Source organism: Protofrankia sp. CiP1_Cm_nod3 (genome assembly GCF_982290655.1).
The window spans coordinates 2590-11233 of record NZ_CEVIVD010000070.1; the positions used below are offsets into that span (position 1 = coordinate 2590).

6 protein-coding genes are annotated in these 8644 nt (G+C 73.3%); 5 read left to right on the plus strand and 1 reads right to left on the minus strand.

The features are described 5' to 3' along the window. The 5 genes from AC5LUJ_RS14515 to AC5LUJ_RS14535 all read left to right on the plus strand — a co-directional run. Positions 1-1515 (plus strand): proton-conducting transporter transmembrane domain-containing protein (locus tag AC5LUJ_RS14515; RefSeq protein WP_493465099.1); only part of this gene is annotated, 1515 nt, incomplete at its 5' end. Beyond that, on the plus strand, positions 1512-2465 hold the full coding sequence (locus AC5LUJ_RS14520) for a respiratory chain complex I subunit 1 family protein (protein WP_250282044.1): 954 nt from the start codon (positions 1512-1514) through the stop codon (positions 2463-2465). The genes AC5LUJ_RS14515 and AC5LUJ_RS14520, both read left to right, overlap by 4 nt. Before the next feature lie 61 nt (positions 2466-2526). Continuing rightward, on the plus strand, positions 2527-3186 hold the full coding sequence (locus AC5LUJ_RS14525; protein ID WP_250282043.1) for a hypothetical protein: 660 nt from the start codon (positions 2527-2529) through the stop codon (positions 3184-3186). Further along, positions 3186-4979 (plus strand): proton-conducting transporter transmembrane domain-containing protein, encoded by a 1794-nt coding sequence (locus AC5LUJ_RS14530; RefSeq protein ID WP_493465100.1) that lies wholly within the window; start codon positions 3186-3188, stop codon positions 4977-4979. The genes AC5LUJ_RS14525 and AC5LUJ_RS14530 overlap by 1 nt, the downstream gene beginning before the upstream one ends. Before the next feature lie 104 nt (positions 4980-5083). Beyond that, positions 5084-6799, plus strand: a complete 1716-nt coding sequence (locus AC5LUJ_RS14535; protein ID WP_250282039.1) for a hydrogenase large subunit — start codon at positions 5084-5086, stop codon at positions 6797-6799. 654 nt (positions 6800-7453) lie between these two features. Here the strand turns inward: AC5LUJ_RS14535 and AC5LUJ_RS14540 are convergent. Then, positions 7454-8644, minus strand: a 1191-nt coding sequence (locus AC5LUJ_RS14540; RefSeq protein WP_493465101.1) for an EamA family transporter, incomplete at its 5' end; no start/stop codon positions are given.

The window sequence follows — 8644 nt, forward strand, 5'->3', positions numbered from 1 at the left end:
GCCGGCGGTGAGACGTTCACTGCGCTGCGCGCGGGCGCGGGCGAGGTGCCGCCGGCCGTCCGTAGCACGGTCTTCGTGCTGGCGGTTGCCGCGTTCGCGTCCAAGGCGGGCACGGTCCCGCTGCACGCCTGGCTGCCGCGGGCGCATCCGCAGGCGCCCAGCCACGTCTCGGCGCTGATGAGCGCGGCCATGGTGAACCTGGGCGTCTACGGGGTGATCCGCGTCGGGTTCGACCTGCTCGGGGGCGGGCCGCGCTGGTGGTGGCTGGTGCTGCTGGCCGCCGGGGCGGTCTCGGCGGTGTACGGGATGTTGCAGGCGGCGATGGCCACCGACGTCAAACAGCTGCTGGCGTACTCGACGAGCGAGAACATGGGCCTGGTCCTGATCGGCGCCGGTGCGGCGGGGATGTTCGCCGCCGCCGGGGAACGGCCCCTCGCCGCCCTGGCGCTCGCCGCCGCGTTACTGCACGTGGTCAACCATGCCGCGTTCAAGGCGCTGCTGTTCTGCGCGGCCGGGTCGGTGCTGCGGGCCACCGGCGTGCGTGACCTGGACGCGCTGGGCGGGCTGCGGGCCCGGATGCCGGTGACGGCCGGGCTGTTCGCGGTGGGTGCGCTGGGGGCGGTGGCGCTGCCGCCGGGCAACGGGTTCGTCAGCGAGTGGCTGCTGCTGGAGTCGCTCGTGCACGGGCTGGGGGTGCCGGGGACGGCCAGCGCGGTGGCGCTGCCGCTGGCGGTCGCCGCCATCGCGCTGTCCGCGGGGCTGGCCGCCGCCACCTTCGTCAAGGCGCTCGGGGTGGGGTTCTTCGCCCGCCCCCGCGGCGCCGAGGCCGCCTCGGCGCGGGAGAGCCCCCCGGTCATGCTCGCCGGGATGGGGCTGCTCGCCGCCGGCTGCGCCGCCCTGGCGCTGGTCCCGGGGACACTGGCCGGCGGCCTGTCCGACGCGGTCGCGGCGACCGGTGTGACCGGGCCCGTCGGGCCAGCCGGGGCGGCCGGCCCCGGCCCGGCCGGGGCGGACGTCGGGCGGGCGCTGCCCGGCGGCGGGGTGGACGTCCGGCTGGACCGGCTTGCCACGACGCTGTCGCCGTTGTGGGTGGCGGCGGCGCTGGCGGCCGCGATACTCGCCGTGGCGACGGCGACGCGCCTGCTTACGCGCCACCCCCGTCGTGTCGGGGCCGAGCTGTGGGACTGCGGCGGCGGCGCGCCGAGCGCCCGCATGCAGTACACGGCCACCTCGTTCGCCGAACCGTTACAGCGTGTGTTCGACGACGTGCTCGCGCCCGAGCAGGACGTCGACGTCACCCCGACCCGTGAATCGGCCTACCTGGTCGAACGGGTCCGCTTCCAGCGGAGGATCCCGGACCGGATCGAGTACCGCCTGTACCGGCCGGTGCTGGCGGCGCTGGCCGGGGCGGGTGTGTCCGCACGGAAGCTGGCCAACGGCAGTGTGCACCGCTACCTCGGCTACGGGTTCTGCGGGCTGGTCGCCGTCCTGCTGGTGCTGGCGGTGACCCGGTGAGCGCGGTCGGGACGGTGGCGGTACTCGCCCAGATCGTCGTCGTGGTTGCCGGGGCGCCGCTGCTGACCGGGCTGATGCGGCAGGTGCGGGCCCGGATGGAGGGACGCGCCGGCGCCGGCGTCGGACAGCCATGGCGGGACCTGCGCAAACTGCTGCGCAAGCAGCCCATCACCCCGGTGGGCACCGGCCCGGCCTTCCGGCTGGCGCCGCTGCTGCTGGTCGCCACCACCCTCGTGGTCGCCGCGCTGGTGCCGCTGGCGTCCACCGCCACCCCGGTGCGTGACAGCGCGGACCTGCTCGTCGTGGTGACGCTGCTGGCGCTGGGCACGGTGATCCTGGCGCTGGCCGGCCTGGACACCGGGACCGCCTTCGGGGGCATGGGCGCGTCCCGTGAGATGACCGTGGTCGCGCTGGTGGAGCCGACCATCCTGCTGTCGGTGGTCGCGCTGTCGATCCCGGCCGGGTCGACCAACCTGCCCACCATCGTCGCGCACGGCGTCCACGACCCGGCCCGGCTGGCCTCCCCCGCCAGCCTGCTGGCCGGTGTCGCCCTGGCCGTGGTCACCCTCGCCGAGACCGGCCGGCTGCCGGTGGACAACCCGTCCACGCACCTGGAACTGACGATGATCCACGAGGCGATGATCCTGGAGTACGCCGGCCCGGATCTCGCCCTGATCGAGCTCGGCGCCCAGATGCGGCTGACGGTGCTGCTGGGCCTGCTCACCAGCCTGTTCGTCCCCTGGGGGATCGCCACCGGCACTGCGGCGGCGGCCCTGCCGCTGGCGCTGGCGCTCTTCGCCGGGAAGGTCGCCCTGCTCGGCGCCGGGCTGGCCGCGGCCGAGGTGTTCTGGGCGAAGATGCGCCTGTTCAAGGTGCCCGAGCTGCTCACCGGCTCCTTCCTGCTCGCGCTGCTCGCCGTCGGCGCCTCGTTCTTCCTACCCGGAAACTGAGCCCGCCCATGATCCTGTCTCGCCGCCCCGCACCTCGCCGCCCCGCACAGGGTGGGCCACGATGAGCACCGGTACGTACACCCAGCTGCTCGACCTGGCCTGCGGGGTGTTCCTGCTCGCCGCCGTGCTGGTGCTGTGGCGCCGCGAACTGACCGCGTTCGTGCGCCTGTTCGCCGTCCAGGGGGTGGCGCTGGCCGCCATCGCCGCCCTGTCCGGCATCCACGAGCACCGGTTCGAGTTGCTGGCCGTGGCCGTCGGCATCCTGGTGCTGCGCGCCGGGGTGCTGCCGTACCTGATGCGGCGGGTGCTGGCCACCAGCGGGGAGACCCGGGAGACCGAGCCGCTGGTCAACGTGGCGGCCTCGCTGCTGACCGCCGCGGCGCTGACCCTGCTCGCCTACGCCGCGGCCCGCCCGCTGGTGGAGCTGGCGCCCAGCCCGGCGACCCGGGCGCTGCCGGTCGGCCTGGCCGTGGTCCTCATCGGCTTCTTCACCCTGGTCACCCGGCGCCGCGCACTCGCCCAGGCGGTCGGGTTCCTGCTGCTGGACAACGGCATCACCGCCGTGGCCTTCCTGGCCACCTCCGGCGTGCCGCCCATCGTCGAACTCGGGGTCTCCTTCGACGTGCTGCTCGCCGTCCTGGTCCTGCAGATCCTCACGACCCGGATACACGCCACCTTCGGCGGGACCGACATCGACGACCTGCGGGAGCTGCACGACTGATGACCTTCGCCGCCGCAACATCCGCCGCCGCAACGTCCGCCGCCTTGGCACCCGCCGCCGCAACGTCCGCGTCCGCCGCCTCGGCCTTCGCCGCCGCGGCACCCGCCGGCACGACGTCCGTCGCCGCCACGCTGCTGCTGACCGCCCCGGTCGCGGCCGCGCTGGCCACCGCGGCCGGCTACGCCGTGCTCGGCTGGCGGCCGGCCACCGCCTGGGCGGGTCTTGTCTCCCCCGCCACGATCCTGGGCTGCGCGGTCGTGCTGGCCGTCCGCGTCCCCGGGCACGGGCCGGTCACCGGCTACGGCGGGCTGGCCCGCGCCGACGCCCTGTCCGCGTGGATCCTGCTGGTCATCGGCGCGGTCGCGGTCCTCGCCTGCGCGGCCAGCCCCGCCTACCTGGCGGCGGAGAACGCCGCCGGGCACACCGACGCCCGCGGCGCGCGCCGCTACGGCATCCTGGTGCACGCCTTCCTGGCCGCGATGGCCGTCGCCGTCCTGGTGGCCAACCTCGGCGTGCTGTGGGTGGCGATCGAGGCCACCACCATCGTCACCGCCTTCCTCGTCGGCCACCGGCGGACCCGCGCCTCGGTCGAGGCCGCCTGGAAGTACGTCGTCATCTGCTCCGCCGGGATCGCCCTGGCCTTCCTGGGCACCATCCTGATCTACTACGCTGCCCGGCAGGCCGGCATCTCGGAAGCCTCCGCCCTGGACTGGCCGGTGCTCGTCGCCCGGGCGCACGAGCTGGATCCGGACGTCACCCGGATGGGTATCGCCCTGGTCATCCTGGGGTTCGGCGCCAAGGCCGGGCTGGTGCCGCTGCACGCCTGGCTGCCCGACGCGCACAGCCAGGCCCCGGCGCCGGTGTCGGCGCTGATGTCCGGGGTGCTGCTGGCGGTGTCCTTCACCGCGATCCTGCGCTACAAGGTGATCGCGGACGTGGCACTGGGCCCCGGGTTCGCCCGGACCCTGCTCGCCGGCGCCGCCGTGCTCACCCTCGCGCTGGCTGCTGCCCTGCTGCTCGGCCAACGTGACTACAAGCGCATGCTCGCCTACTCCAGCATGGAGCACATGAGCCTGATCGCGCTCGGCGCCGCCACCGGCACCCGGCTGGCGGCCTCCGCGGTGCTGCTGCACATCGCCGGCCACGGGCTGGCCAAGAGCGTCGCGTTCTGCTCCAGCGGGCACATCCTGCACCTGCGGCACACCACCCGCATCGGCCGGGTCCGCGGGCTGCTGAGCCAGGCGCCGGTCCTCGCCGCCGCGTTCGGCCTGGCCGTGCTGGCGCTGCTCGGCTTCCCGCCGTTCAGCCTGTTCGCCTCCGAACTGGCCATCGCCCGCGCCGGTTTCACCGGGCCCGCGGGGCTGGGCTGGGCGACCGCCGCCGCGTTGGTGCTGGTGCTGGCCGCGTTCGCGGCGATGACCGCCCGCACCGCCCACATGCTGCTGGGCCCCGCCCCCGGCCAGAACGGCGGCGCCGCCGCCACGCTGGTCCAGAAAGACACGCCGGTCCAGAAGGACGGTGCTGCCGTCGCCGTGCCGGTACATGACGGCGGCACCACGACCGCCATGCCGGACCAGGATGCCGCCACCGCCATGCCGGCCCGGCACGGCGGTGGCATCGCCGCCGCGCCCGTTCAGGACGGCGGCACCGCTGTCACCGTGCCGGTGCGGTTCGGTGCCGCGGTGTGGGTGCCGCTGGCCGTCGGGCTGGCGGCCTGCGCCGCCCTGGGCGTCAGCGACGTCCCCCTGAGCAGCCTGCTGTCCACCGCCGCCGCGATCACCGGAGGGCCCTGACACCCATGCGTCCCGACCCGACCTCCCGCCCCGGCTCCGGTCCCGACCGGCCGCGCACCGGTCACAGCGGCCATACCTCCTGTGACGGCCACACCACTCGGACCATGATCGACACTGGGATCGCCGAACTGCCCCGGCGGGTCCGCGAGATGCTGGCCGACGGCCACCGCCTCGCCCTGGCCGCGGCCCACCACGACGGCGCCGACGCCCCGGGCGGCCCGGCCATCCGGGTGGTGTACCTGTTCGTCAAGGGCCCGCCCGACTCCCGCGTCGAACTGCACGTCCGCCTCGACCCGGACACCCCGGCGCTGCCGAGCCTCGCCCACCTGTCCTTCCCCGCCGGCCGGTTCGAGCGCGAGATGCGTGACCTGCACGGCATCGTCCCGCTGAACCATCCGCTGCCCCGCCGGCTGGTGCGCCACCCGCACTGGCCCCGCGGCTGGTATCCGATGCGGCCCGACGCCGGCCCGCCGCCGCCGTTCGCCGAGCCCGAGGGCCCCTTCCCGTTCCTGACCGTCGAGGGCGACGGCGTCTACGAGATCCCGGTCGGGCCCGTGCACGCCGGACTGATCGAGCCCGGCCACTTCCGCTTCTCCGTCGTCGGCGAGACCATCCTCAAGCTCAAGGCCCGGCTGTGGTTCGTCCACAAGGGCATCGAGAAGCTCTTCGAGCGGCGGGACGTGGCGCGGGGGCTGCCGCTGGCCGAACGGATCAGCGGGGACACCGCCGTCGGCCACGCGCTGGCCTACTGCCTCGCCGTCGAGGAGGCCACCGCCACCGCCGTCCCCGAGCCGGCCCGGCGCGCCCGGGCGCTCCTGCTCGAGCTCGAACGGCTGCACAACCACGTCGCCGACCTCGGCGCGCTGTGCAACGACGTCGGTCACGGCATCCTCAACGCCCAGGCCCAGCGCGTCCGCGAACAGCTGCTGCGCCTCAACCAGGAGGTCACCGGGCACCGGCTGCTGCGCGGGGGTGTCGTCCCCGGCGGCGCCGCCGTCCGCGCCCTGCCGGATCCGGCCCGCATGCGCGCGATCGGCGACGACATCCGCGACATCGTCGCCCTCGCCCTCGGCCACAGCACCGTACGTGACCGTTTCGCCGGCGCCGCCCGCCTCGACGGCCGCGCCGCCCGCGACCTGGGCTGCCTGGGCTACGTCGCCCGGGCCAGCGGCGTACGGGTGGACGCCCGGCAGGCCCATCCGTTCCTCGACTACGGCGACGCCCTCACCGTCCCCGTGCACACCAGCGGGGACGTGCTGGCCCGCTTCCTCATCCGGGCGGAGGAGATCGACGTCTCCCTGGCCCTCGTCGAGACGCTCGCCGCCGGCCTGACCTCCGGCGTCACGCGCGCCGAGCTCGCTCCCGGGCCCGCGTCCAGGTCCGCCCACGGTCTCGGACCCGGGCCGGCGTCCGCTCCCGGGCCCGCGTCCGGGGCCGGCCGGGACGACCTCCCCGGCCGGCCTGGTCCGCTCCTGAAGCCCGGTTCGGACGCGGATCCAGGCTCGGGCCTGGGCCCCACCGGCCGGCTCCCCGGCCCCGGTGCGGGTGTGGGCCCGGGCGGTCCGGACGTGGGCCCGGGCGTAGGTGCCGGTTCGGGGACGGGCATCGCCTCGGGCGTGGGCATCGTCGAGGGCTGGCGCGGCACCATCACCACCCGTGTCGAGCTCGCACCCGACCGTACCCTGGCCCGGGTGAAGGTCGTCGACCCGTCCTTCTTCAACTGGCCCGCCCTGCCCATCGCCCTGGCGGACACCATCGTCCCCGACTTCCCCCTGACCAATAAAAGCTTCAACCTCTCCTACGCCGGCAACGACCTGTGACCGTGGGCCGCCGTCCGAAGGCCGCTCAAGCGGTCGCGCAACGGACAGCGGCCTTCAAGCGTTTCCGCAGGCCACGAACCCCATCCGGAAAAACACCGACCAAGATCCACCGTATCCCGAAACGGGATACGGAAACAAAAGCGATCATGTTAACGAGTGTGTAAGTGGCTGCTCCAGCAGCCACTTACGTACTCGTTCCGGGTGAGGCGCAGATTTCCGCAGGATTGAACGCTAAGAATTGATCTTGTCCGTCTCGGTGCCCGGGTCAGAAGTCGCCGGGAGGAGTTCGACGGCGCGGCGGCGGTGGGGCGATCTTGACGCGGGGTGATGTCGGTTCGTGGGCCTGTCCTCGCCCCTGGGCCGGCCGGGGTTGCCCGGCTCTCGCCGACATGCCGTAACCGGGTGACCGCAGACAGGAAAAATATCACCATTGGTGTCGTGGCTGACAACAACCGAGATATGTGGTCCGCAGGCCGCCTGCGTGGCCTCGCCGTCCTGATCCTGGCAGTGTCAGTGGTCATCGGCGTCGTGGTGGGGCTTACGAAAGGCGCCCAGGCGGGCGCGAGGTGCGCCACCGTTGTAGGAATAGGCGCAATCGTCTTGTTCGCTGTCGCTGATCATCGACGGGGATGAGACGACGCACCATAGTCATGATCATGCGTCCGGATCAGCGGTGGGATCCCTGTACTCCTGTGGTATGGGGGTCTCCGGCCCTTCGCTCTTGAGATCATCGTCGGTGGGTGGCCGCGGTGTCGCTGGTCGTTGAAGGCGTCCGGGGAGCAGCCGGTTGATCATGGCGGGTTGGCTGTCTGGCCGTCGGACCGGCTGCTTCGGATATGCGACGGTCGTTGCCTTGGGTGTGCGCTGTGCACTATCGGGGTCCTCGTTGCCGCCCAGGCTGGTGGATGGATGAGCCGTTCGGGTTGGGGGTTGCTGTACGGCTGGTGGGACGTGCGGAGGGGGCATCTGGGTTCGCAGGTAGAGGACGGCCGCGATGAGAACGGCTGCGCTGATGAGCTGACGCAGGTTGAGGGATTGACCGAGCCAGAGCCATGCGAGGACGACACCGAAGACGGGTTCGAGAGCGGTGGCGGCGGAGGCCGCCTGCGAACCCGCCCGGGCGACACCCCACGAGAACAGGACGAAAGGTACGAGGGTGCCGAGAATGCCGACGAGCAGGACGTTGGGGAGATGGCGGGTGTCGGTGAGGATGCGTGGCCAGCCCTGCGGGGCCTGGATGATCACCCAGGCGAGTGCGGAGACGGCGAAGGCTCGGGCCATGGAGGCAGCCGCGCCGTAGGCACGGCTGGAGCTTTCGCCGAGGACAGAGAACGACGCGACGGCGACCGCGGTCAGCAGGCCGTAGGCGAGACCGGTCAGACTGATCCGGCCGGTTCCGGCGGCCGGAAGGTCGGCGACGAACGCTACCCCGAGGATCATGATGGCCAGCGCGATGGGCACCGTCGCCGATGGCCGCTTGTGCTGGGCCAGCAGCGTCCACAGAACGACGAGGGCGGGAGCGATGTTCTGCAGCACGATCGCCACGGCGACAGGTAGGCGCGCGATGGCCAGGAACAGGGCGGCGTTGGCGGTGCCGACGGCCAGTCCGAACACGAGGGTGTGTCTAAACCGCGGGGGGTTCTCGCTGGTGGGGGTCCGATCGCCGGCGCGGGCGTGCCAGAGGTAGCTGAACAGGCCAAGTCCCACGGCGGTGATGTAGGTGCGTGCTTCCACCAGCTCGAGGGGCGCGACTCCGGCGCGGAACAGTTTGCCGGCGACGGTGGCGCCGAACGCCCACAGAACGGTCGCCGCGGTGACAGCGAGAAACCCGACCTGGCGCTGGGA

Excerpts from the sequence above, each read along its gene's own strand:
- AC5LUJ_RS14525 (WP_250282043.1), top strand. The coding sequence starts at position 2,527 with ATGAGCACCGGTACGTACACCCAGCTGCTCGACCTGGCCTGCGGGGTG.
- AC5LUJ_RS14530 (WP_493465100.1), top strand. The coding sequence starts at position 3,186 with ATGACCTTCGCCGCCGCAACATCCGCCGCCGCAACGTCCGCCGCCTTG.
- AC5LUJ_RS14535 (WP_250282039.1), top strand. The coding sequence starts at position 5,084 with ATGATCGACACTGGGATCGCCGAACTGCCCCGGCGGGTCCGCGAGATG.